The organism is uncultured Aquitalea sp. (genome assembly GCF_945957525.1).
Lineage (GTDB): Bacteria > Pseudomonadota > Gammaproteobacteria > Burkholderiales > Chromobacteriaceae > Aquitalea.
The window spans coordinates 104875-126224 of record NZ_CAMFLA010000001.1; the positions used below are offsets into that span (position 1 = coordinate 104875).

26 protein-coding genes and 5 tRNA genes are annotated in these 21350 nt (G+C 61.9%); 12 read left to right on the plus strand and 19 right to left on the minus strand.

What is annotated here, in order from left to right:
• The first annotated feature begins 58 nt into the window (after positions 1–58).
• Positions 59–457: an HIT family protein gene (locus Q0P52_RS00565; RefSeq protein ID WP_293766046.1), complete on the plus strand. Its 399-nt coding sequence runs from the start codon at positions 59–61 to the stop codon at positions 455–457.
• A gap of 179 nt (positions 458–636) precedes the next feature.
• The gene (locus tag Q0P52_RS00570) at positions 637–1476 is read left to right on the plus strand and encodes a sulfurtransferase (RefSeq protein WP_293766045.1); all 840 of its coding nucleotides are present in this window, start codon (positions 637–639) and stop codon (positions 1474–1476) included.
• Between the two features lie 202 nt (positions 1477–1678).
• On the opposite strand, the gene Q0P52_RS00575 is transcribed toward Q0P52_RS00570, so the two are convergent.
• Together Q0P52_RS00575 and Q0P52_RS00580 are read right to left on the minus strand one after the other, a co-directional pair.
• Complete coding sequence (locus tag Q0P52_RS00575) at positions 1679–2275, minus strand: alpha/beta hydrolase (protein ID WP_293766044.1); 597 nt, start codon at positions 2273–2275, stop codon at positions 1679–1681.
• A complete protein-coding gene (locus tag Q0P52_RS00580; protein ID WP_293766043.1) occupies positions 2275–3051 on the minus strand; it encodes an exodeoxyribonuclease III in 777 nt (258 codons plus the stop codon). Before Q0P52_RS00580 ends, Q0P52_RS00575 begins: the two co-directional genes overlap by 1 nt.
• A gap of 77 nt (positions 3052–3128) precedes the next feature.
• On the opposite strand from Q0P52_RS00580, the gene pyrE reads away from it, so the two are divergent.
• Entirely contained in the window at positions 3129–3773 is a 645-nt protein-coding gene (pyrE, locus tag Q0P52_RS00585) for an orotate phosphoribosyltransferase (RefSeq protein WP_293766042.1), read from the plus strand.
• Position 3774: 1 nt separating this feature from the next.
• Complete coding sequence (locus Q0P52_RS00590; RefSeq protein ID WP_293766041.1) at positions 3775–4377, plus strand: DUF4124 domain-containing protein; 603 nt, start codon at positions 3775–3777, stop codon at positions 4375–4377.
• 73 nt (positions 4378–4450) lie between these two features.
• Here Q0P52_RS00590 and Q0P52_RS00595 read toward each other — a convergent pair whose 3' ends face one another.
• The 8 genes from Q0P52_RS00595 to cutA all read right to left on the minus strand — a co-directional run bounded on the left by Q0P52_RS00595 (position 4451) and on the right by cutA (position 6642).
• The gene (locus Q0P52_RS00595) at positions 4451–4780 is read right to left on the minus strand and encodes a hypothetical protein (RefSeq protein ID WP_293766040.1); all 330 of its coding nucleotides are present in this window, start codon (positions 4778–4780) and stop codon (positions 4451–4453) included.
• Positions 4781–4817: 37 nt separating this feature from the next.
• Positions 4818–5498: a DUF502 domain-containing protein gene (locus tag Q0P52_RS00600; RefSeq protein WP_293766039.1), complete on the minus strand. Its 681-nt coding sequence runs from the start codon at positions 5496–5498 to the stop codon at positions 4818–4820.
• A gap of 125 nt (positions 5499–5623) precedes the next feature.
• Positions 5624–5699, minus strand: a tRNA-Lys gene (locus Q0P52_RS00605).
• A 77-nt stretch (positions 5700–5776) separates the two neighbouring features.
• Positions 5777–5852 (minus strand) — tRNA-Lys (locus Q0P52_RS00610).
• Positions 5853–5862: 10 nt separating this feature from the next.
• Positions 5863–5938, minus strand: a tRNA-Lys gene (locus Q0P52_RS00615).
• A gap of 41 nt (positions 5939–5979) precedes the next feature.
• Positions 5980–6055: transfer RNA gene (locus tag Q0P52_RS00620), tRNA-Lys, on the minus strand.
• Positions 6056–6096: 41 nt separating this feature from the next.
• A tRNA-Lys gene (locus Q0P52_RS00625) sits at positions 6097–6172 on the minus strand.
• 140 nt (positions 6173–6312) lie between these two features.
• Positions 6313–6642 (minus strand): divalent-cation tolerance protein CutA, encoded by a 330-nt coding sequence (gene cutA, locus Q0P52_RS00630; protein WP_293759925.1) that lies wholly within the window; start codon positions 6640–6642, stop codon positions 6313–6315.
• A 27-nt stretch (positions 6643–6669) separates the two neighbouring features.
• Here cutA and Q0P52_RS00635 point away from each other — a divergent pair, with 27 nt between their 5' ends.
• A complete protein-coding gene (locus Q0P52_RS00635) occupies positions 6670–7089 on the plus strand; it encodes an FxsA family protein (protein ID WP_293759909.1) in 420 nt (139 codons plus the stop codon).
• Here the strand turns inward: Q0P52_RS00635 and Q0P52_RS00640 are convergent.
• Positions 7083–7379: a DUF167 domain-containing protein gene (locus tag Q0P52_RS00640; RefSeq protein ID WP_293759907.1), complete on the minus strand. Its 297-nt coding sequence runs from the start codon at positions 7377–7379 to the stop codon at positions 7083–7085. The two genes, Q0P52_RS00635 and Q0P52_RS00640, sit on opposite strands and share 7 nt — an antisense overlap.
• 110 nt (positions 7380–7489) lie before the next feature.
• On the opposite strand from Q0P52_RS00640, the gene Q0P52_RS00645 reads away from it, so the two are divergent.
• The 5 genes from Q0P52_RS00645 to Q0P52_RS00665 all read left to right on the plus strand — a co-directional run bounded on the left by Q0P52_RS00645 (position 7490) and on the right by Q0P52_RS00665 (position 10305).
• Positions 7490–7954 carry a Dps family protein gene (locus Q0P52_RS00645; RefSeq protein WP_293759905.1) on the plus strand — a complete coding sequence of 155 codons (465 nt, stop codon included), beginning with the start codon at positions 7490–7492 and terminating at the stop codon, positions 7952–7954.
• A 123-nt stretch (positions 7955–8077) separates the two neighbouring features.
• On the plus strand, positions 8078–8932 hold the full coding sequence (locus tag Q0P52_RS00650) for an energy transducer TonB (RefSeq protein WP_293759903.1): 855 nt from the start codon (positions 8078–8080) through the stop codon (positions 8930–8932).
• Positions 8933–8947: 15 nt separating this feature from the next.
• Complete coding sequence (locus Q0P52_RS00655; protein WP_293759901.1) at positions 8948–9322, plus strand: VacJ; 375 nt, start codon at positions 8948–8950, stop codon at positions 9320–9322.
• 39 nt (positions 9323–9361) lie between these two features.
• Positions 9362–9769 carry a thioesterase family protein gene (locus tag Q0P52_RS00660; protein WP_293759899.1) on the plus strand — a complete coding sequence of 136 codons (408 nt, stop codon included), beginning with the start codon at positions 9362–9364 and terminating at the stop codon, positions 9767–9769.
• 47 nt (positions 9770–9816) lie between these two features.
• Positions 9817–10305, plus strand: a complete 489-nt coding sequence (locus Q0P52_RS00665; protein WP_293759897.1) for a TlpA disulfide reductase family protein — start codon at positions 9817–9819, stop codon at positions 10303–10305.
• 73 nt (positions 10306–10378) lie between these two features.
• Here the strand turns inward: Q0P52_RS00665 and moeB are convergent, their stop codons facing one another.
• The 8 genes from moeB to def all read right to left on the minus strand — a co-directional run bounded on the left by moeB (position 10379) and on the right by def (position 19086).
• The gene (gene moeB / locus Q0P52_RS00670; protein WP_293759895.1) at positions 10379–11140 is read right to left on the minus strand and encodes a molybdopterin-synthase adenylyltransferase MoeB; all 762 of its coding nucleotides are present in this window, start codon (positions 11138–11140) and stop codon (positions 10379–10381) included.
• A gap of 106 nt (positions 11141–11246) precedes the next feature.
• Complete coding sequence (locus Q0P52_RS00675) at positions 11247–12515, minus strand: sigma-54 dependent transcriptional regulator (RefSeq protein WP_293759893.1); 1269 nt, start codon at positions 12513–12515, stop codon at positions 11247–11249.
• Entirely contained in the window at positions 12515–14617 is a 2103-nt protein-coding gene (locus Q0P52_RS00680; protein ID WP_293759891.1) for an ATP-binding protein, read from the minus strand. Before Q0P52_RS00680 ends, Q0P52_RS00675 begins: the two co-directional genes overlap by 1 nt.
• The gene (locus tag Q0P52_RS00685) at positions 14617–15189 is read right to left on the minus strand and encodes a DUF4390 domain-containing protein (protein WP_293759889.1); all 573 of its coding nucleotides are present in this window, start codon (positions 15187–15189) and stop codon (positions 14617–14619) included. The genes Q0P52_RS00680 and Q0P52_RS00685 overlap by 1 nt, the downstream gene beginning before the upstream one ends.
• Complete coding sequence (gene rsmB, locus Q0P52_RS00690) at positions 15176–16423, minus strand: 16S rRNA (cytosine(967)-C(5))-methyltransferase RsmB (RefSeq protein WP_293759887.1); 1248 nt, start codon at positions 16421–16423, stop codon at positions 15176–15178. The genes Q0P52_RS00685 and rsmB overlap by 14 nt, the downstream gene beginning before the upstream one ends.
• Positions 16424–16527: 104 nt before the next feature.
• Positions 16528–17379, minus strand: a complete 852-nt coding sequence (htpX, locus tag Q0P52_RS00695) for a zinc metalloprotease HtpX (RefSeq protein WP_293759885.1) — start codon at positions 17377–17379, stop codon at positions 16528–16530.
• Positions 17380–17404: 25 nt separating this feature from the next.
• Positions 17405–18325 carry a methionyl-tRNA formyltransferase gene (gene fmt, locus Q0P52_RS00700; protein ID WP_293759883.1) on the minus strand — a complete coding sequence of 307 codons (921 nt, stop codon included), beginning with the start codon at positions 18323–18325 and terminating at the stop codon, positions 17405–17407.
• 257 nt (positions 18326–18582) lie between these two features.
• On the minus strand, positions 18583–19086 hold the full coding sequence (def, locus tag Q0P52_RS00705; protein WP_293759881.1) for a peptide deformylase: 504 nt from the start codon (positions 19084–19086) through the stop codon (positions 18583–18585).
• Between the two features lie 125 nt (positions 19087–19211).
• On the opposite strand from def, the gene Q0P52_RS00710 reads away from it, so the two are divergent.
• Together Q0P52_RS00710 and dprA are read left to right on the plus strand one after the other, a co-directional pair.
• The gene (locus Q0P52_RS00710; protein WP_293813632.1) at positions 19212–20249 is read left to right on the plus strand and encodes a LysM domain-containing protein; all 1038 of its coding nucleotides are present in this window, start codon (positions 19212–19214) and stop codon (positions 20247–20249) included.
• Positions 20246–21316, plus strand: coding sequence for a DNA-processing protein DprA (gene dprA, locus Q0P52_RS00715; RefSeq protein WP_293759877.1), 1071 nt, complete (start codon positions 20246–20248; stop codon positions 21314–21316). The genes Q0P52_RS00710 and dprA overlap by 4 nt, the downstream gene beginning before the upstream one ends.
• Positions 21317–21350 lie beyond the last annotated feature (34 nt).

Genomic DNA, 21350 nt, shown 5'->3' on the forward strand with positions numbered 1-21350 from the left:
GCGCGCGGTTTGCCCGCGCCGCCGCTAAAATGGTCGCATCCTACCCTTGGAACCCGCCATGAACTGTGAACTCTGCTACACCCCGGCCGGCGAAACGCTGTTTGAAGACGATCGCCTGCGGGTGCTGCTGGTAGAAGAGGCCGGCTATCCCGGTTTCTGCCGCGTCATCTGGAAAGTGCACGTCAAGGAAATGACCGATCTTGCGCACGAAGACCGCGCCCATCTGCTGGACTGGGTCATGCGCACGGAAACCGCGTTGCGCGATGTCATGCAGCCGGACAAGATCAACCTTGCCAGCCTCGGCAACGTGGTGCCCCACCTGCACTGGCACGTCATCCCGCGTTTTGCCGACGACGCGCACTTCCCCAGCCCCATCTGGGCCGCACCGCGCCGTACAGGCATCAGTCACGACCAGCCTGGCCTGGCAGCGCGCTTGCGCGCCGCGCTAGGCGCCTGACCCCCTCCTGCTTGCCGCCCCGGCCGCCTTCTGTGTAGGCTAGGGGTTCGCCGCGGGGCGCCGCACTGCGCTCCGCTGGAACCGCTTTCAAGCCGGCCGGCAGACGGGCCGGCTCGTAAGCGGCTCCTCCCTGAACGCGAAGCCCACCGAACCGGCTTCGGCCAATCCCAGGAGCAGCCATGTACACCACCCTCATTTCCGCCAGCCAACTCGCCGACCTGCCAGCCGAAGACGTCGTCATCCTTGACTGCCGCTTCCAGCTCGCCAACCCGGACTATGGTCTGGCCGCCTATCAGGCCGGCCACATCCACGGCGCAATCTACATGAACCTCGACTACCATCTCTCCGGCGTGAAGACCGGCGACAACGGCCGCCATCCGCTGCCGGACGGCCAGCGCCTGGCGGTTGATCTGGGTGCCGCCGGCATCAGCGCCGAGACGCAAGTGGTGTGCTACGACGACGCCGGCGGCATGTACGCCGCCCGCGCCTGGTGGTTGCTGCGCTGGCTGGGGCACGAAGCCGTAGCCGTGCTGGACGGCGGTTTTCAAGCCTGGCAAGCCGCCGGTCTGTCCATCGACAGCGATAAGGAACGCCGCATGCCGCGCCGTTTCCCGGTACGCACTCCCCTGGCCGAAACGGTGGACGCCCAGCAAGTGCTCGCCAATATCGAAACACCCGACTTCACCGTGGTGGACGCGCGCAGCCCGGAACGTTTCCGTGGCGAAGGCGAAACCCTGGACCCGGTTGCCGGCCACATCCCCGGCGCCGCCAACCGCTTCTACATGAACAACCTGGACCAACAGGGCCGTTTCAAAACGGCAGAACAATTGAAAACCGAATGGACGGACGCGCTGGGCGCGGCGTTTGACCCCGCCGCCATCGTCCACCAGTGCGGCTCCGGCGTCACCGCCTGCCACAACCTGCTGGCCATGGAGCATGCCGGCCTCGCAGGCAGTCGCCTGTATCCGGGCTCCTGGAGCGAGTGGTGCAGCGACCCCACCCGTCCGGTCGCCCGCTAAGCGGCGCTGACAAAACCTCGCAGAGACGTTGAGCCACCGTCTGTACGCACAGCACGGCCATGAGGCGCAACGCAAGATCAGTTTTTACAAGCGGGGCAAGGTCCATCAGCAAAACAAAACCGCCTGCCGGTATCCGGTCAGGCGGTTTTTCCTTGCCTCAGGCTGTGCAATGTCCACGCCACAACCCGCCTTCTCCAGGCGCTCAGGCCAGCATGAAGCGCTGCAACAATTGCTGTCCCTTCGGCCAACTACCCAGTCCGGCATGGCTGCCCATGTGATCGGCCTCGCCGGCGTCCACCAGCTTCACGCCCCACAAGGCCGCCATGCGCTCGGCTTCGGCAAACGGGCAAAAATGATCATTGCGGCTGGCCACCATCACGGCGGGTACCGGCAGCTTGCCGGCCTCCGTTGTTTCAAAGCCCGTGAAAGCCGGCGCAGGCGCGCCCGGCGGCAACTCGCCAGCCGAGAGCGCTGTTGTCGGCGTAATCGGCAAGGCTGGCGGCGCCACCAACAGCACACCCTTGATACGGCGCTGGCTTGGCAGATCCAGCTGCCGCAAACAGGCTACGGCGGTGTGGCAGCCCAGACTGTGTGCGGCGATGACGATGGCGGCGTCAGTTTCCTCGATGGCGCGCCGCAGCGCGACAACCCATACCGCTTTGTCAGGGTACAACCAGTCTTCCTGCCGCACCCGGCGCGCCAGCGGGTAGGTCAGCTCCCACAAGCTCTGCCAGTGCTTGTCGCCGGAATCCCCCCATCCCGGCACGGTGAGCAGGATCACGTCATCGTCGTCCAGCATCACAAGCTCCTGTCGTAATTCACGATCAGCGGCGCATGGTCAGAGAACTTCTCGCCTTTGTACACCGAAGACGAACGGGCCAGCGCCATCATGGACGGAGTGACAATGTGGTAGTCGATGCGCCAACCCACATCCTTGGCGTAGGCCTGCCCGCGGTTGCTCCACCAGGTGTAGCCCGGCTCTTGCGGATACAAAGTGCGCCAGGCGTCGCACCAGCCAACCCGCCCCAGCAAGTCGGTCATCCAGGCGCGCTCCTCCGGCAGAAAGCCGGAGTTCTTCAGGTTGCCCTTCCAGTTTTTCAGATCGATCTCGTTGTGAGCGATGTTCCAGTCGCCGCAGATCACGATATCGCGCCCGGCCGCTTTCAGCTTTTCCAGATGCGGCATGAACACATCGAGAAACTGAAACTTCACATCCTGCCGCTCCTCGCTGCTGGAGCCGGACGGCAGGTAAAGCGAGATCACGCTGAGCTGGCCGATATCCACCTGCAGGAAGCGCCCTTCCGCGTCGATCCAGTCCACGCCCAGCCCCTCCACTACCGCGTCCGGCTGGCAACGGGTATACAGACCAACACCGCTGTAGCCTTTTTTCTCGGCATAGTGGAAATAGCCTTGCAGCCCGTCCGGTGCGCGCATGCGCTCACTGAGATCGCCGGCCTGCGCCTTCAATTCCTGCACGCAGACGAAATCGGCGTCAGTCGTCGCCAGCCAGTCGAAAAAGCCCTTCTTGTCCGCCGAGCGGATGCCATTGAGGTTGGCCGAAACGATTCGAAGCAATGGTGTCTCCTGTGCTATCCTTGCCGGCAATTTTTCCAGCGGTTCAGATAGTTAACCAGTTATCTAAGGATTGAAACATGAGCGATTTCCGTCAGGATTTTATTCGTTTTGCACTCGACAAGCAGGTTCTGAGGTTTGGCGAGTTCATTACCAAGGCGGGACGCAAATCGCCGTATTTTTTCAATGCCGGCCTGTTTAACGACGGCTTGTCGACGCTGCACTTGTCGCGCTTCTATGCCACGTCGATAATAGAGAGCGGCATCGGCTTCGACATGCTGTTCGGACCGGCCTACAAGGGTATCATCCTCGCCGCCGGCGCGACCATGGCCATGGCCGAACAAGGCCGCAATGTGCCCTTTGCCTATAATCGCAAGGAAGCCAAGGATCACGGCGAAGGCGGCACGTTGGTGGGTGCGCCGCTGCAAGGCCGCGTACTGATCATCGACGATGTGATTTCCGCCGGCACCTCGGTACGCGAATCCGTCGAGCTGATCCGCGCGGCCGGCGCCGAACCGGCCGGCGTAGCCATCGCGCTGGATCGCATGGAACGCGGCGCGGGCGAACTGTCCGCCGTGCAGGAAGTGGCGCAACAATATGGCATGCCCGTGGTTGCCATCGCCACATTGAAGGATTTGCTGGGCTTCCTCGAAGGCAGCCCGGAGCTGGCCCAGCATCTGGAAGCCGTGCGCGCCTATCGCGCTCAATATGGAGTCAACGACTGATATGAAAATCCTGACCGGTCTCGTCTGCTTATCGCTCGCCTGCCTCGCACAAGCTGACGGCACGCTGTACAAGTGGGTGGACGACGCCGGCAAGGTGCATTACAGCGACGCCCCGCCCATGCAGAGCCAGAAGCAAGGGGTGGCCGAGCTGTCCAAGCAGGGCACCGTCAAACACGCCGCCGAAAGCGAGCAGGCCAAGCGGGCCCGGGAAGCCAGCGAGGCCGTGCAAAAGCAAGAACAGCAACGCAAGCTGGATGCCGCCCGCTACGACAAGGCCCTGCTGGAAAGCTACCGCAACATCAACGAGCTGAAAAACGAACGCGAGCGCCAGATCAGTACCCTGCAAGCCTCACAGGACGCCCAGTACGCGCGCTTGAAAACCCTGGGCATCCAGCAGCTGGACCTGCAAAAAGAAGTCGATGTCAGCAAACGCACCGGTCGGCCGCTGGCCGCCGGCGTTACCCATAATCTGCAGGTAATCGCCGCCGAGCAAAAGGATCTGCGCGCCGCCATCAACGCCAAGCAGGCCGAAATCAATCAGTCCCGGCAAAAGCTCAATGAAGACATCCAGCGCTACCAGCAATTGAGCGGCAAAGCGCAATAATCCAGCAGCCTGAACAGATATAAAACTAAAGCCCCGCAATGCGGGGCTTTAGTTTTATCCATCCGGATCGCACTTACTGGCCGCCGTCCTTGCGCTTCCAGGCATCGTTAAGCGCTGTTGTGGCCTGTTGCAGGATCTGCTGCGCACTAGCCTGCGCCGCAGCCGCCGCATTGAACTCATTGTTAGCCTGCTGCATGGCGTTCTGCGCATCCAGCAAGCGCTGCTCTGCGCGCGCCTTGGCCTCAGTCGCCCGCTTTACCCGGTCATCCAACTGGGCTTTTTGCCCATTGGCTTGCTGAAAAGCCATCTGCGCCGACAGCAACTGTTCGTCCGGCGACTGCGCCAAGGCCGTCAGCGGCACACAGCACGCGCCCAGCGCGACCCATTTCCATACATTACGCATATCACACTCCCGGTCATCATCTCGAAACCATGCGACATTATCGCCCGACTGACGGGTCTTGGCGAATCGCCTGACCCGGGCGAGCATCCGGCTCGGGCGGCGTCATGCCCATCGACACATACACCGCAGTCCAGCGGTCTATGCCTATCTCGGCCGGCTCCACCCACTCCGCCGGCACATACAACAGACCGCCGCCCACCGGCACCGGCGCCATCGGCACCATCACCGCCAGATGAGGACGCCCGCGCAACACCAGGGGCTGCGGATTGGCCAGCAAACCCAGCACCGCCACGCCGTCGCCACCAAAAAAACACCAGACTGGGCTCATGGCTGCGATATCCGCCTCCGGCTGCTTGTCAATCAGGCCCACCACCTTTTCCGCGATGGCGTATAGACCGCCCACCAGCGGGATACGCTCGATCGCAGTATTAATCCAACGCTTCAACCGCCCCTTCAACCCCCGCTGCACCGCCAGGCCGAGGCAATAGATCGCCAGCAAAAGGGCGCCCCACCCCAAGACCCAGGCCAGAACCGGGTGCAGGGAGAACAAACTGCCAAACAAGGTAAAACCTCGTCCTAGCGCACTACTTGGTCCCACTAACTGATTGACCAGACCGGAAAGCCAAGCCAGCAAGGCCAATGTCAGCATCAAGGGCAACAAGGAAACCGCGCCGGCCACCCAAGTGGCCGCAACCGCGCGCAAACCGCGAGTCAACATGAACAACTCCAGCCTGATGAGGATAATGACGGACAGAAACGGCGAACCACCGGGAGGTTCCCCGAAGAGAAAAAATTGCGGGCAGAAAGCAAAAAACCCGGCTCAGGGCCGGGTTTTTCATAAACTGGTGGGTTGTGAAAGGCTCGAACTTTCGACCTACGGATTAAGAGTCCGCTGCTCTACCAACTGAGCTAACAACCCATCGATCGACTTGCGTCAATCGGAAAGACTGCACTTTACTACAAAACCCGCTTGCTGTGAACCGGATTCAGAAATTCTGGTGGGCTGTGAAAGGCTCGAACTTTCGACCTACGGATTAAGAGTCCGCTGCTCTACCAACTGAGCTAACAGCCCATATCGACAGTGGTGGGTCGGGCGAGATTCGAACTCGCGACCAACGGATTAAAAGTCCGCTGCTCTACCGGCTGAGCTACCGACCCACATCATCGATTTTCTTTCGCCCACCACTTGCAAAAAGCGATGGTGGGTCGGGCGAGATTCGAACTCGCGACCAACGGATTAAAAGTCCGCTGCTCTACCGGCTGAGCTACCGACCCACATCATCGATTTTCTTTCGCCCACCACTTGCAAAAAGCGATGGTGGGTCGGGCGAGATTCGAACTCGCGACCAACGGATTAAAAGTCCGCTGCTCTACCGGCTGAGCTACCGACCCGAAAGAGTTCGCAACTATAGCCAAGCCATTGGTGCTCGTCAATATTTCGGCGCGTTTTTTTTCGCAATCGACCGAATTGCAACAATCAATCCCGGCTTGAGGAACCCTGTGGCAGACTGGCGCTCAGACAAACTGTGCGTTCAGGAATCCACCTCCGGCTGGCTTGAAACCACCGACTCCCGCACCCATGTCAGATAAGCAGGCAAACCGTGCGCAATATCCACCGCAATGATTTCCGGCACTTCGTATGGGTGCAACACTACCAAACGATGTTGCAGTGCCGGGTAGGCTTCTTCGGTGGTTTTGATCAGCAAGGGCAGTTCGCTGTCTTCTTCCAGCTCCCCCTGCCAGCGGTAGACCGAACGGCAGGCGGGCAGAATGTTGACGCAAGCGGCCAGCCGCTCTTCAACCAGCGTACGCGCGATATGCCTGGCCGTGTCCTGGTCCGGCGCATTACAGATCACCAGCATAGATTTCATAACGGATACCCCTGATTCATGCGCGCCCTATTATTTGCTTTGCTGCTTTACCCGTTTCTGGAGATCGCCACGCTGGTTGCGTTGGCGGATCGTCTAGGCGGCGGCACGGTTTTCCTGATGGTGCTGGCTTCCAGTCTGCTGGGAGTCTGGATGTTGCGCAACCAGAAACTGGGCGCGCTCATCACGCTGGGCAGCGTCATGCGCCAGGGTGGGCAGGTGTCGCTCTACTCGCTGCTGTGGCCGCTGCGTTACGCCTTGGCCGGACTTCTGTTTGCCATCCCCGGTATTTTGAGTGATGCTTTTGCTCTGCTGTTATTGCTGCCGTTCAAGGGGCCCAGCATCAATATGGGCAGTGCTTCGCCCTTGCGGGAAGATGCGATAGAAGGGGAATATCGTCGTGTGGACGACACTACGCCGCCCGATCGCCGCCTTCACTGAAGTCTCAGCAAGGCCAGCACCGCCGCCGCATCCAGCTCGCTGGCGATGAGCACCACCTTGTGCCTGCTCTTGTCGCCGCTGACCAGTTCCACATCGCGGCGCGGCGCATCGAACAGTGCCGCCAGCCAGGCGATCAGTGCCGCATTGGCCTTGCCGTCCACCGGCGGCGCGGCAAGACGTATTTTCAGGCAGTCGCCATGTTCGCCGGCCGCCTCGGTTTTTTTCGCCCCGGGTTGCACGTGCAGCGTCAGGCGCACACTATGCCCGTTGCACAGTAGCCAGGGTTTCATGCAGTTTTCCGTAAAAAGGGGAATTCTAGTCCAGAACGCCCACCGCGCCCAAAAGCATGCCGTCGGGCCGGAGCGATGGATGGAAAACCCGGCAACAAGGAGATATTGGTATGGATATCGGCATCAATGAGCAAGACCGTCAGGAAATCGCCCATGGTCTTTCCCGCCTGCTGGCGGATACGTACACCCTCTATCTGAAAACCCACAATTTCCACTGGAACGTCACCGGTCCGATGTTCAACACATTGCACCTGATGTTCGAAACCCACTACAACGAATTGTCGCTGGCAGTGGATCTTATCGCGGAACGCATCCGCGCTCTGGGACATTACGCGCCGGGCAGCTACGCCGAGTACGCCAAGCTGACTTCGATCCCGGAAGCCGTCGGCGTCCCCAAGGCGGAAGACATGATCGCCCAACTGGTGGACGGCCACGAGACTCTCTGTCGCACCGCTCGCAGCATTTTCCCCATTGTCGACCGCGCTGCGGACGAACCGACTGCCGACCTGCTGACCCAACGCCTGCAGACGCACGAAAAAACCGCCTGGATGCTGCGCGCCCTGCTGGACAAATAAGCACGCGCGCTGTTGCCGGCGCACCACCCGCAACGCCGCGCCCTGCGCGGCGTTTTTGCTGGTCGCCGCAGCCAAAAGCGCAGCCATGCTACACTTCGGCAAACCGTTATTCTCACTTTGCCCATGTCCAGCCGCCTTGCACGACCGGTATCCCGCCAGACCAATCTTCCCTTCATGGTGATGATTGCCGTCTCCGTGCTCGCGCATCTGATACTGTTGGGCGCCAGCGCCGTGCGCTGGGTGCTGCCGGTTCATCTACCCGCCGACCAGATCATCAGCGTCAAACTCACCGAAAAGCCCGTACTGAACGCCCCCAAGACCGCCAGGCTGGCAGAGAACAACAATCAGGGCCAGGGCAACACCGCCAAGCAAGGCAAGCTGGCCACGCACAGCGCGCAACGCGGCGCACCCGACCCGATACCAGCCCAGCCAGCCGAACCTGCCGCGGATCAAGCCATGCCGGCCACCATCGCCCACCCGAAGCCGGGCAAACGCGCCATCACGCCCGCCACGCCAAGCAATGAAGCCGCTCCTGCCTTCTCTTCGGCCAACCTGCTGGGGCAGATCGATAATCTGATGGCCAGCAAAGGCGACGACGGACTGCGCGACAGCCCCCAGGAAACCGGCAACGCCAACGGCAGCGGGGACAGCGCACGACGTTACGAATGGGCCCGGTACCAGACCGACTGGCGCCAGAAAATCGAACGCATCGGCAATATGAACTATCCGGATGAAGCCCGTCGCCAGAACGTGCACGGCTCCGTCACACTGGAGGTGATCATAATGCCCTCTGGCGCGCTGAAGAGCAGCCGCGTACTGCGCGGCTCCGGACACAACGTGCTGGATGACGCCGCCCTCAACATCGTGCGCATGAGCGCCCCCTTCAGCGCCTTTCCGGCCTCGCTCTCCGGCCAGGGGCCGCGCAAGATCACGCAAACCTTCGCCTTTACCAAAGAAAACCAGCTCAGCAGCCGCTAAGCCGCAAGGAACACCATGTACGAAGTCAATCGCAGCATCGCCCTCATCCGCCCCAATGCGCCTTTTCTCACCTGGTTGAAAAGCCTGCCCGGCGGACTGGACGCCGGCTTGCGACTGGAAGATCTGGCCGCCGACTGCAATGCCCTGCTGATTCCGCCGGTGGATGACGCAGACAGCGCTGCCGACTTTGTCCTGCATCATTACCAGACGCTGTTCCAGGCCGAGCTTGCCGACTGGTGCGAAGATGAAACGCTGTGGCCGGCGCCGCTGACGGCCGAGCGTTTTTCCGAATGGTTCTCGGTGGAAATCCATTCGGTCCTGACCGACCTTGTCGACGCGCCGTTAGAGCGCGAGGCCTTTGTTCCGCTGGACCTCAACGCCGAGGATTGAGGCCCGGCTTCACTGCAAGCACAAAAAAGGGGAAACACAATGACGCATGAAACCCGCATCAAGGTGCGCGGCTACCATCTGGACCTGTACAGCCACGTTAACAACGCCCGCTACCTGGAGTTTCTGGAAGAGTCCCGCTGGACCTTCTTCGAAGAGCGCGGAGACTTGCCCTGGTTCCTGCAGTCCGGCCTCGCCATGGTGGTGGTCAACATCAATATCGACTACCGCTACCCGGCCACCATGGGCGACGAGCTGGCCATTGCCACCTCGGTGAAAACCATCAGTACCCGCAGCGCGGTGCTGCATCAGCGCGTAACGCTGGCCGGCACTGACAAAGTGGTGGCGGAAGCGGATGTCACCTTCGTCATCTTCGACGCAAAGCAGAACAAGGCGGTGGCGCTGGAAAGCCGCCTCAAGGAACTCCTGCAATCCATGCAGGACCAATAACCCGTTTCGCGGGAGCGCCGCTCTCGCCCCATTCAGGACCGCAGCACATGAAGAAGGCATTGATCGCACTGGTGGCGCTGGTAGTGGCAGGACTGGTCGGCTACACCTTGATGGACCGCAACCCCGCGCCGCAGGTGAATTTCACCTCCCTCAAGGGCGAGCAAGTCAGCACGGAATCTCTCAAGGGCAAAGTTGCGCTGGTGAATTTCTGGGCTACCAGCTGCCCTGGCTGCGTGGAAGAAATGCCGGAAATCAAGAAGCTGCATCAGGACTACGCCGCACACGGCCTGAAAGTCATTGCGGTGGCGCTCAGCTATGACCCGCCCAATTATGTGCAGGCTTTCGTGGATAAATACCAGCTGCCCTTTTTTGTGGCGCTGGACAGCCAGGGCGTGATCGGCAAGGCTTTCGGCGACATCCAGCTGGCACCCACCACCTTCCTCATCGACAAGCAGGGCAATATCATCAAGCGCTATGTCGGGGTAATGGACTTCAAGGAAGTACGCCAGATTCTGGACAGCCAGCTCAAAGGCTGACGCCGCCAGCCTGTGGTTGGCCGAAGAAAAGCCCCGCAATGCGGGGCTTTTTTCTTGTGCCGGTCATCCATTCTCAAGCATGTCGCCCACCACATACCGGGCAGGCGGGATCGCGCGGAAAACGCAGCTGGCGGAATTCACCGCTCAAAGCATCGTACAGGGTAAGGCGGCCAGTAACCGCTGCATGACCGGCCAGCAACTTGATTGCCTCCACCGCCTGCAGGCTGCCAATTACCCCCACCAGCGGCGACAACACGCCGAAAGTCGCACACGGGCCATCGCCAACCTCGCCCTCTTCGGCAAACAGGCAGTGATAGCAGGGGGTGCCCGGCTGGCGCGGGTCAAACACCGCCAACTGGCCGGCAAAGCGCACCGCCGCACCGGATACCAGCGGTACTCGGGCAAGCACCGAAGCGCGGTTGACAGCATGTCGGGTAGCGAAGTTGTCGGAACAGTCCAACACCAGATCGTGCGCGCTCACAGCAGCCTGCAAATCCTCGCCTTGCAAGCGCGCCGCCAGCGCATGCACCTGTACGGCGGGATTCATCGCATGCATGCGCCGCGCGGCGGATGCCGCCTTGTTGACGCCCAGACTTTGCATGTCGTGGGCAATCTGACGCTGCAGATTGGTCAGCTCCACCTGGTCGTCATCCGCCAATGTGATGCTGCCTACACCGGCGCTTGCCAGATACAAGGCCACCGGCGAGCCCAGTCCGCCCGCGCCGACCACCAGCACGCGCGCAGCCAACAGCCGGCGCTGCCCTTCCACATCGATCTCCGGCAACAGAATGTGCCGGCTGTAGCGCAACAGCGCCTCGTCATTCAATTCGGTCATGGCAGCAAGGGTAGCGCAGCAGTCCGTCGCCGCGCCATAGTCTCGAAGAGCTAGAAAACAAAACGCCGGCACAAGGCCGGCGTTGCGGATAAAACGGAAAGCGCGCTTACTCTTCCACCACCTTGCGGGCGAACTTGATGCCCAACTGCTTGAGCTTTCGGTAAAGGTGAGTGCGTTCCAGGCCCACTTTCTGCGCCACGCGGCTCATATTGCCGTTTTCCAGCGAGATGTGGTACTCGAAATAGCGGCGCTCCAGCTGCTCGCGCAATTCGCGCAGCGGCATGTTGAAATCGAAGCCCGACTCTTCCACCGGTTTTTCATGGCGGAACTGCGCCAGCACCTTGTTCACTTCCGGCGCATCCACGTCGTCCGACTCAGACGTCAGCGCCAGGCTCTTGATGATGCTGCGCAGCTGCTCGAGGTTGCCCGGCCAGTCGTACTGGCGCAGCGCGTTGAGCGCAGCTGTGGTGAGCTTCTTGTTGGGTACCTGTTTGGACTCCACCAGCTCGATCAGGATCTGCTCGGCAATGAAGATGATGTCTTCGGAATGCTCGCGCAGCGGCGGAATCGGCACAATGACGCTGGAGAGCGCAGTCAACAGACGGTTGTCGCACTCCGGATCAACCAGCAGCTCCTGCAAGGGGCGACTGCAGGAACAGAGCAGGCGCACATTGAAGCGGTCTAGCTTGGACAGCAGGAACAGCAGCCCCTGCTGGATGCGGCGATTGTATTGGCCGATTTCCGGCAGGTAGAGCACGCCGTTGTTTGCCTTCTGCAGCAACTCCAGCGGCGCGTCGGCCAGCTGCTCGGGCTTGGCCGGCGTCACCCACGGGGTATTGCCCTGATGGAAGAAGCGCGCCACCAGCTCGAAACCGGAACCCGGCTCGCCGGTCAGCAGCACCGGCGACTTCACTTTGGCCACGCGCTCCAGCTGGCGTTTGAGTTCCTGGATCGGCTCGCTGCGCCCCAGTTTGTCCAGGTTGAGCGAGGTATTGGCCTGCATGTCGCCATACTTGAGCGCGCGCTGCACCGTGGTGAGCAGCTTTTGCAGGGCAATGGGTTTTTCCAGAAAGTCGAAGGCGCCGATGCGCGTGGCTTCGACTGCGGTATCGATGCTGGCGTGACCCGACATCATCACCACCGGCATATTGAGCTGACCGGACTTGGCCCACTCCTTCAACAGGGTGACGCCGTCGCAATCAGGCATCCAGATGTCCAGCAGCACCAGCGCCGGGCGCGTCTGATTGCGCAATTGCCTCGCCACTTCGGCATTTTCCGCCAAAGCGACCGTGTATCCCTCATCCTGCAGGATCTCCGAGAGCAGTTCACGAATCCCGATCTCGTCATCAACTATCAATATATCGCTGCTACGCATTAGGCCTCCAGCAATGGCAGGGTGAGAAGAATTCGCGCGCCTTGCTGCTCGGCATTCTCCAATGTGACCTGTCCGCGGTGCTCCTCTACGATCTTCTTCACCACGGCCAAACCAAGGCCTGTCCCCTTGGATTTACTGGTCACGTACGGCTCGAATGCGCGAGTGAGGATGTCCGTGGCGAAGCCCGGACCGTTATCCTGGACGCAGACGGTCGCGTTTCTTCCTTCTTGTCGGCTGCTAATGTGAATCATCGGGTTGACAACGTCAAGGACGGCATCTTGCGCATTCTGAATCAGATTGTGCAAAACCTGCCTCAACAATGCCGGGTCGCCCATGATCATCAGCGGCCGGTCTTCCAGTTCCATCTTAACAGCCGGACTGGATTCGTACAGGGTCATCACCTCCCGGATCACCTGATTGAGATCAAGCTCCGTGAGCTTGATGCGCGGGGCACGCGCGTAATCGCGGAATGCGTCAACCATGCCTTTGAGCGCCGCCACCTGTTTGACGATGGTGTCGGTCGCCCGTTTGAGCATTTCGGCGTCCGGCGCTTCCAGCTTGCCGGACAATTTCATCGCCAGCCGTTCGGCCGACAGCTGGATGGGCGTGAGCGGATTACGGATTTCATGGGCCAGCCGCTTGGCTACCTCGCCCCACGCCGCGTCGCGCTGCGCGCGCGCCAGGTCGGTAATATCGTCGAACACCACCACATAGCCGCCGCCGGACTGTTCCGGCAGCCGGGCGCCGCGCACCAGCAGGGTGCGCTCTCCCTGTGCGGTAACGTATTCCAGCTGGGTGTTCCAGTCTTCCTGCTTGGGATCTTCCGCGTGCTGCAGCATGACTTCCACTAGCGGCGTCATGGCCGGCACCAGCGTGGACCACTGCCAGGCCGGCAAGGGCGCTATCTCGGAAAAATCCACACCCAGAATCCGCCCGGCGCTGGTATTGGCGGCGCGCACCAGCCATTCGCCGTCCAGCGCCATCACGCCGGCGCTGAGCGTGGCCAGAATGCTTTCCAGGTAAAGTTTGCCGCTTTCCAGCGCCTGCTGGTTCTGCACCGCCGTCAGCCTCGCCTCTTCCAGTTGCTGCGTCATGCGGTTGAACAGGGTGGTGAGCATGCCCAGTTCATCGCGGCGAAACACCGGATGCCGCCGCGAGAAGTCGCCCTGCGCCACCGCCCGCGTACCTGCGGCCAGCTCCGACAGCGGAGCGGACAAGCGTTCGGACATGAACAGCGCGAAAGCCAGCGCCGAGGTCAGCGCCAACAGGCAGGCCAGCGCCAGCGTCAGCATGTAAAACGTCTTTAAGCCATCCCGCGACAACAAAAGCTGGTGATACTCCGAGCGCGCATTTTCAATCTGTTCCGCGTCGCGGGCAATGCCCGGCGGTGCGGACTGCAAGACCTGCAGCACGCGCATCTGATCGTCCAGGCCGCGATAAGCCAGTAAAACACGCAGATTCAGGCCGGAAGCGTCGTTCTCGATACTCTTGTCGGCGATGCGCGGCTTGAGCGCGCGCACCGCATTGCGGGCCGGTGGTTGCGGCAGGCCGGAGCCGCCATTGGCGAATGCCTGCAACTCACCGTTGCGATTGAACAGGGCCACTTCTTTGAGGCCGAACTGTTCGCGCAAGCGCTCCAGTCGCGAGGGCAAAAGCCCATCCGGCGCGCCATCGATATCGTCCAGAATCACGCGACTCTTTCGGCCAACGTCGTCCAACACGTAGTTGAGCGAGCTGCGGCCCAAGTCCAGGCCGCGCTCCAGCGCCGACTCGACGCGCACGTCGAACCAGCTTTCGATGCTGCGAGTGAGAAATTGGGCGGAAATGGTGAAAACCAGCAAGCCCGGCACCAGGGACACCAAGGCAAACATCACCACCAGCCGCTGGGTGAGCTTGGCGCCGAATACGCGGTTTTTCACGCGCTGGCGCAAGCGCAGCAACTGGCGGCCCACGATGGCCAGCAAGGCCAGCAACAAGGCGCTGTTGAAGCCGAACACCCACCAATAATATTCAGCCAGCTTGGAGGCGTTGCCGGTGGCCACCGCCAGAAGATAGAGCATGATGGCGCCGAACGCGGCCAGGGCCGTCACGGCAAAACGCATCAGCCGCCCTCCTTGACATTGAGGGAGGTCCAGTTGGAGGACAGGCTCCAGTCGGAAGAGCCCAAAGCATTTAACTGGAAGGGTTTGGGCAACTCGCCGATGTCCAGTACCAAGCGGATGCGGCCCGCCACTTTGCCGGGGCTTTTCGGGTCCAGCGCGCCGTTGTCCAGTACGCGCCAGTCCTGAATGGCGCCCACTACGCCCATGGCTTCGTTCAGTGAGCCGTAGTAATTGGAAAAGCTGCCGATGGTGACGCGGTAGCGCGAGGTCAGCGGTTGGTAGCTGAGTTTGTAGGCCAGCGAAGCATGCGGATCGAACCACTCCTTGAGGTCAAGGTAGTAGGCGGTGCTGCGCGGTTTGGTCAGCTGGAATTCCAGCCGGAAGGTGAGGGTAACGCCCTGCTGCAGGGCATCGCTGAGGCTGTTCGGCAAACGGGTCTGAAAGCGGCTGCTTACCGACAATTGGCCGTCAGGCGTCAGTTCTGCCTCGGCTCGACGCGCCACAATGCCTTCGGCCTGCGCCGTCATGACGGTGCAGGCCAGCAGCCAGATGCACAGGCTAATGTTTCTCAAGCAGCGCGTAATAGAAGCCGTCATGGCGCTCACAAGGGAGCAGCTGCCGCTGCTCAAGACAGACGGCGTCAGCGTGGCGGCTCAGGAACGCCGTCAGCTGCTGCTGGTTTTCTTCCGGAAAAATCGAGCACGTAGCGTAAAGCATTTTCCCGCCGGAAGCGAGTAGCGGCCAGAGCGCGTCCACCATGGCGGCCTGCTGGCGCGCCAGTGCGGCGAAATCGCCCGGACGGCGCAGCCACTTGATATCCGGATGCCGACGCACCACTCCGGAAGCCGAGCAGGGCACATCGGCCAGGATGCGATCAAAGCGGCGGCCTTCGGCAAACGTGTCGGCCTGGCCAGCATCAGCTGCCAACAAGGTGGCGTTCAGACCGATGCGGTCCAGATTGTCCCGCACCCGTTGCAGGCGTTGTGCGTCGATATCCAGCGCGGTAACGTCCACGTCGGCGATTTCCAGCATGTGGCAGGTCTTGCCGCCCGGCGCGGCGCAGGCATCCAGCACATGCTGTCCGGGCTGGAGATCCAGCAGCCGCGCGGCCTGTTGCGCGCCCCAGTCCTGCACCGATACCCGGCCTTCGGCAAACCCCGGCAGTTCGCGCACATTCACCGGCCGGGCCAGCAGCACCGCAGTGTCGTCCAGCGCCTCGCCCTCCATGCCGGCCTGGCGCAAGGCGTCCAGATAGGCCTTGGCGTCGCCATGGCGGCGATTGACGCGCAGCGTCATCGGCGGATGGCTGTTATTGGTTTCCAGCACGCGCTGCCATTCTTGCGGATAGGCTTTCTGCATGGCCTTGATCCACCAGCGCGGATGGCTGGTGGCGGCTTCCAGATCGCGATCCGCCGCCGCGATCAGGGCCTCCCGCTGGCGCAGGAAGTTGCGCAGCACGCCGTTGACCAAGCCTTTGAAACGGCCTTGCTCCAAGCGCTCGGCCATTTTCACCGCTTCGTTCACCACCGCGTATTCGGCGGCGCGGGTATGCGTCAGCTGGTACATGGCCACCATCAGCAGACGCTCGACGCGCGCCTCCGGCAAGGGCTTGGCCACCAACCGTCGCAGCCAGAAGCGCAGACGGCCCAGATGGCGCAACGAGCCGTAGCTGATGTCCTGCAGCGCGGCGCGCTCGGGCGGCGGCAAATCGCCCTGACGCTGGGCTTGGGCCAGCGCCTCGGTGAGCGTCTTGCCGGATTCCACATCGCCGATCACGCCGGCGGCCAATTGCTGAATGTAATGCATGCCTGTCGCTATACCTTGCTGTCGCCGCCTCTGGCGGCATGAAAAACGGCCGGGGTCGCGCGGGACGCCGGCCGATATTGCCCGTATCGGGAGGGAATGATACTTCAGACCACCCCGCGCGCCATAGCCTGCAAACGGGCGACGCGCTCTTCCGTGTGGGGATGGGTGCGGAACAGATCGCCCATGCCGCCGCCGGACAGCGGGTTGATGATCATCATCTGCGCGGTTTCCGGATGCGCCTGCGCGGGCGGCATGGCAATGCCCTGCGCGTAGTACTCGATTTTTTGCAGTGCGTTGGCCAGCGCCAGCGGATCGCCGGAAATTTCCGCCCCTCCGCGATCGGCTTCGAATTCCCGCGCGCGGGAAATGGCCATCTGGATCACGCTGGCGGCCAGCGGCGCCAGCAGCGCTACCAGAATGCCGGCCAGCGGATTGACGGGTCGGCCGTTCTCATCGCGGCCGCCAAAGAACATGGCGAAGTTGGCCAGCGCCGATACCGCGCCGGCCATGGTGGCGCTGATGGTGGAGATCAGCGTGTCGCGGTGTTTGACGTGCGCCAGCTCGTGCGCCATCACCCCGCGCAGCTCTCGGTAATCCAGCATGCGCATGATGCCGGTGGTGGCCGCCACGGCGGCATGCTCCGGGTCGCGCCCAGTGGCGAAGGCGTTGGGCTGATCCTCGTGGATAACGTAAACGCGCGGCATGGGCAGGCCGGCACGCTGCGAAAGCTCCGCCACCATGCTGTAAAATTCCGGGGCGCTCTGGCCGTCCACCTCCTGGGCGTTGTACATACGCAACACCATTTGGTCGGAATTCCAGTACGCAAACAGATTCATGCCGCCGGCAAACAACAGTGCCAGCAACATGCCGCTCTTGCCGCCCACCATGCCGCCGATCAACCCGAGAAATGCCACGAAGGCGGCCATCAGCGCCGCCGTTTTCATCCAGTTGTTCATCCTGTTACCTCCGTCGCGTCAGACGTCACTCGCCCAGCCGGGTTCCCGCCAGCGAGGCGCGGCCCGCGACAAACTCCCTTGCCGCCAGTCGCTTACCGCCAGCCGCCTGCAGCTGGCTCAATGCCACCAGCCCCTCACCGCAGCCCACCACCACCCCGTCGGCATCGGCCCTGACAACCTTGCCCGGTTCGGCCTGCCCGGCCACCGCCTGCGCCATCCACAGTTTGAGCGGCTCGCCGGCCAGCAGCGTATGCGCGCCCGGCACCGGGTTGTAGGCGCGAATGGCCCGCGCCACCTGCTCGGCCGGCAGCGTCCAATCCACCAGCGCCTCTGCCTTGGTCAGCTTGTGCGCATAGGTAACGCCCTCTTCCGGCTGCTTGACCGGCGCAAGCGCATCCAGCCCTGCCAGGGCGGCAACAATCGCCTCCGCGCCGCAAACAGCCAGCCGGTCATGCAGGCTGGCGGCAGTTTCATCGGCGGCAATGTCCAGTTCATGCACCGACAGCATGTCGCCGGTATCCAGTCCCACGTCCATCTGCATGATGGTGATGCCGGTCTGGGCATCCCCCGCCAGCAATGCCCGCTGAATGGGCGCCGCGCCGCGCCAGCGGGGCAGCAGCGAAGCATGGATATTGAGACAGCCGCGCTGCGGAATCTCCAGCACCGCTTTAGGCAACAGCAAGCCGTAGGCCGCCACCACCATCACTTCGGCGCCCGCTTCGGCCAACATGGCCTGCGCTTCTTCCGTTTTCAGACTCAGCGGCTGCTCAACCCGCAGGCCGGCGGCCAGGGCCACTTCCTTGACCGGGCTGGGCTTGAGCTTCATGCCGCGCCCGGCCGGGCGGTCCGGCTGAGTCAGCACCAGGGGAATATCATGCCCGGCATCGATCAGCGCCTTCAGGGCCAGAGCGGCGAATTCGGGCGTGCCCGCAAAAATCAGTTTCATGGAAAGCCTTGTTGCGTAAAGAGAAAGAGACACGCTTTGCGTGTCTCAGATTATTGACACCCCCTATCGCTTCCCGGTCAGAAAGCGAGGCTCCCTTGCGGGGCAAGGGGGGATTGGGAGTAAACGGGAAGGCCGCGAAACCAACAGCTTGGCCGAAGGGCCCTTTCTCCCAATGACTTTGTCAGCAGCCTGAGCACGCTTCGCGCGTCTCTACAAATCCGGCCATGAGCCATCGCTTGCCCATGTTGGCCGAAGGCTTACATATTTTGCCGCTCCCGCTTCTTGAGCTTGGTGCGGATACGGCCCTGTTTCATCTCGGACAGGTATTCAACAAACACCTTGCCGTCCAGATGATCGATTTCATGCTGGATGCAAATGGCCAGCAAGCCGTCGGCTTCCAGTTCAAACTCTTTGCCGTCGCGGTCCAGTGCGCGCACTTTCACTTTCTCGGCGCGCGTCACCTTGTCATAAATACCGGGTACGGACAGGCAGCCTTCTTCGTAAACTGTCTCGCCTTCTTTTTCCACGATCACCGGATTGACGAACACGCGCGGCTCGTTGTGATCTTCGGAAATATCCATGACGACAAGCCGCTTGTGGAAGTCGACCTGAGTAGCCGCCAGGCCGATGCCCTTGGCGTCGTACATGGTTTCGAACATGTTGTCGATCTGAATGCGCAGGGCATCGTCAAAGGTCTGCACTGGCGTTGCCACGGTGTGCAGTCGCTCATCCGGGTAATGCAGAATGTTCAGCAGCGCCATCGGTTTTGTAGCTCCAAGTTGTCGTAATGCCATCAGCACGCCGATAATAGACGTGTCTGACGCATGCTCGTTTGTGGAAGGAGCGCACTCAGGCGCTCGATACTCTCATTATTGGGGCACTTTTCATGCGTAAAAGTATTATATCGCTTGCTTTGGCTCTGGGACTGGCCCTCCCAGCATTTTCCGACACGCTGACCCTGCGCGCCGATGCGCCCACCCGTTACACGGTGGTGAAGGGCGACACGCTGTGGGGCATCTCCGGCCGCTATCTCAAGAGCCCATGGAAGTGGCCGCAGCTGTGGCGGATGAACAAAAGCGAAATCCGCAACCCGCACTGGATCTATCCCGGCGACGTGCTGGTGCTCACCTACGTCAACGGCGAACCCCGCCTGACGCTGGAAAAAGGCGCGCAAGGCGACATCAAGTTATCGCCGCAAATGCGCATGGATGACATCGACCAGGCCGTCAACAGCATCCCGGCCAAGGCGATCGAACCTTTCCTCAAACGCCCCCTGGTCACCGACCAGGCCCAGTTCCAGAGTGCGCCGGTCCTCATCGCCGGCCCGGAACAACGCCTTGCCTTCGGCACCGGCGACAAGGTTTACGCCAATGGCGTGACCGAACCGGGCAGCTGGCAGGCCTTCCGTCCCGGCAAACCGCTGATCGACCCGGACACCAAGGAAAACCTGGGTTACGAGGTTGTCTACGGCGGCGACCTCGTGGTGGACAAGATCTCGCCCGATGTGCAAACCCTGCGCGTCACCGGCATCGCCGAAGAAATTCTCAAGGGCGACAGACTGGTGAAAGCGCCGAAAGACCAGTTCGTACGCTATGTGCCGCACGCGCCCGACAACGGCGTACAAGGCAAGATCATCGCCATCTACAACGGCGTGGACGGCGCGGCCCAATACTCCACCGTGATCATTAATCGCGGCAGCCGCGAAGGCGTGGAAAGCGGCCATGTGTTCGGCGTGTTCAAGAAAGGCAAGCCGATGGAAATCACCGCTGCAGACGGCCAGAAGAAGGTTGTGCTGCTCCCCGCCGAGCCGGGCGGCAAGGTGTTTATCTACCGCGTATTCGAGAAGGTTTCCTACGGTTTGGTCATGGAAAGCGCCACCGAACTGAACAAGGGAGACGTTATCGCCGCGCCGGAAGCGGAGTGACGGACAAAGCCTGGCTGCAACTGGCGCTGACGCCGGGCATAGGCCCGGCGGGTTTTTTGCGCCTGTTGCAGGCTTTCGGCCAACCTGAAGCGGCAATTGCCGCTCCTGCGGCTCATACCACGCCCTTCATCGGCCCGGCTGCCGCGCAAGCCCTGCGCGAGGGTGCCTCAGCAGCCGATGCCGATGCGGCGCTGATCTGGGCCGAACAAGCAGGCTGCAGCCTGATGACCCTGGCCGACCCCGACTACCCGCAAGCGCTGGCGGAGTCTCCCTCCCCGCCGCCGCTTCTGTTTCTGCGCGGTCGCAGAGCAATGCTGCAACAACCACTGCTGGCCATGGTGGGCAGTCGCAGCGCAACCCCGGTTGGCGAGAAAACCGCCCGGCGATTTGCCGGACAATTGGCGGAGCACGGCTACACCATCGTCAGCGGACTGGCCGGCGGCATCGACGCTGCCGCGCATCGGGGCGCGCTGGAATATCCGTCGTCCACCATCGCCGTCATCGGCACCGGCATCGACCGCGTCTACCCTTCGGCCAACCGCCAGTTGGCCCGCGATATCAGCGATCAAGGCCTGATCGTTTCCGAGTTCGCCCTTGGCCTGGGCCCGCTCGCCAGCCACTTTCCCCGCCGCAACCGCATCATCGCTGCCCTGTCGCGCGGTTGCCTTGTCGTGGAAGCCGGACTGAAATCCGGCTCGCTGATCACCGCAAGACTGGCAGCCGAGCAGGGGCGCGAGGTCATGGCGGTCCCAGGTTCCATCCATAATGCGCAAGCCCGCGGCTGCCACCAGCTGATTCGCGACGGCGCAGCGCTGGTGCAGAGCGCAGAAGACGTCCTGGATGAAGTGGGCCGCCTCCAGCGCCAAGCCAAGCCCAAAACAGTCATCCAGCCCTCGGACAGCGAGCACCCGTTGCTGGCCGCCATGGGGCATGACGCCATCCATGCCGAACAACTATCGCAGCAACTCGGGTTGACGCAAGGAGAGGTTTACGCGATGCTGCTCGAGCTGGAGCTTGCCGGCAGGCTGGCAACCCTGTCTGACGGCCGCGTCCAGCGGCTGGACTGACCCGGTCCGGCCCTCATGGCTTTATCACTGAAGA